At 69.5% G+C, this 1,680-nt stretch carries 1 protein-coding gene; it reads left to right on the forward strand.

Annotation, left to right across the window (positions count from 1 at the left end):
* Nucleotides 1-122: 122 nt before the first annotated feature.
* Nucleotides 123-1,520 (forward strand): IS1380 family transposase, encoded by a 1,398-nt coding sequence (locus tag ACGWYJ_RS38795; RefSeq protein ID WP_395111689.1) that lies wholly within the window; start codon nucleotides 123-125, stop codon nucleotides 1,518-1,520.
* Nucleotides 1,521-1,680 lie beyond the last annotated feature (160 nt).

The raw sequence follows: 1,680 nt of genomic DNA on the forward strand, positions 1-1,680 counted from the left end.
AGCCTCGATCCACCGGTGAATGATCGTCCAGGAGTCGGGAACAGCAAAAGGGATGCCCCGTGGCCTGCGATGATGGGCTTGTCGAAGGCTTCATCACGCATGATCAGCGAGGCATCCCGTAAGTGCAATCCTCTCATGCCGCCGCGGCGGTCTCTTCGGTGTTCGACGAGGACAACCTGATCGCCGATGCGGGTCTGGTGCCCGTGGTCCGGCTTGCGGAGCGGGCCGGTCTGCCCGGGCTGGTCGACACCGCGGTACGGATCAGCGGTTCGGTCAACGGTGGTGGCGCGAACCCGGCGGCGAAGGTGATGTCGCTGGTGGCGGCGATGTGCGCCGGCGCCGACAGCATCGATGACACCGACCGGCTGCGGCACGGCGCGGTGGCGACCGCGTTCGACGGGGTCCGGGCGCCCTCCACGCTGGGCACGTTCCTGCGGTCGTTCACCCACGGCCACACTCTGCAACTGCACGCGGTGCACCGCCGGCTGCTGGGCGAGCTGGCCGGGCGGGCGCCGCTGCTGCCGGGCGCCGACCAGGTCGCCTTCATCGACGTCGACTCCACCCATAAGCGAGTGTTCGGCCGGGCCAAGCAGGGCGCCCAGGTCGGGCGGTTCAAAGGGGTGCGGACCCTGCATCCGCTGCTGGCCACGATCTGCACCCCGATCGCCCGCCCGGTCGTGGCCGCGGTGCGGCTGCGCCAAGGCCGCTCGGCCGACAGCCGGGGAGCGATGCGGCTGGTCACCGAGGCTCTGGCCACCTCGACCGAGGTCGGAGCCACCGGCACCCGCGTACTGCGCGCCGATTCGCAGTTCTACAACGCCGATGTGGTGGCCGCCTGCCGCCGCGCCGACACCCGCTTCTCGATCACCACCGGCATGAACCCGTCCATCAAGCGCGCCATCACCGCCATCGACGAGGATGCGTGGACGCAGATCCGCTACCCCACCGGCGTGCTCGACCCCGACACCGGCGAGCTGATCTATGACGCCCAGGTCGCCGAGATACCCGCCTACACCGCCTTCACCGGCCGGAAGAAGAGCGAGCAGGTCACCGCCCGGCTGATCGTGCGTCGCGTCCGTGACCTGGCCAAACCCGCCACAGTCGGGGAGCAGGGCGAACTGTTCCCCGCCTGGCGCTACCACCCGTTCTTCACCGACAGCCCGTTCCAGACCCTGCAGGCCGAACGCCAGCACCGCCACCACGCCGTGATCGAGCAGGTCATCGCCGACGCCAAGGCCGGAGCACTGGCCCACCTGCCGTCTGGGCAATTCAACGCCAACGCCGCCTGGCTGATCCTGTGGGCGATGTCGTTCAACCTGCTGCGCGCCGCCGGCGCCCTGGCCTCGACCTTCCACACCCGAGCGACCACCGCCACCATCCGCGCCCACCTGGTCAACGTCCCGGCCCGGCTGGCGCGCTCAGCACGCCGCCTGATCCTGCACCTGCCCCGCAACTGGCCCTGGACCGAGGCGTGGATGAACCTGTTCGACATCGTCCACGCCCCACCCGACAGCGTCTGACCTGCCGTTATCCACCGCCCGACCGGGCCCGACCGGAACCGAACACGTGGAAAAGCTGGGCAGACCAGCCGATCACCCCTGCCCGCGAGTGCCCGACAACTCGACAACCTCACCAAAACGGCCGAGAGATCGGCCTCGATTCACCATCGGTGGATCGAGG

It is taken from the genome of Actinomadura sp. SCN-SB, assembly GCF_043906805.1.
In the GTDB taxonomy this organism is placed as follows: Bacteria; Actinomycetota; Actinomycetes; order Streptosporangiales; family Streptosporangiaceae; genus Spirillospora.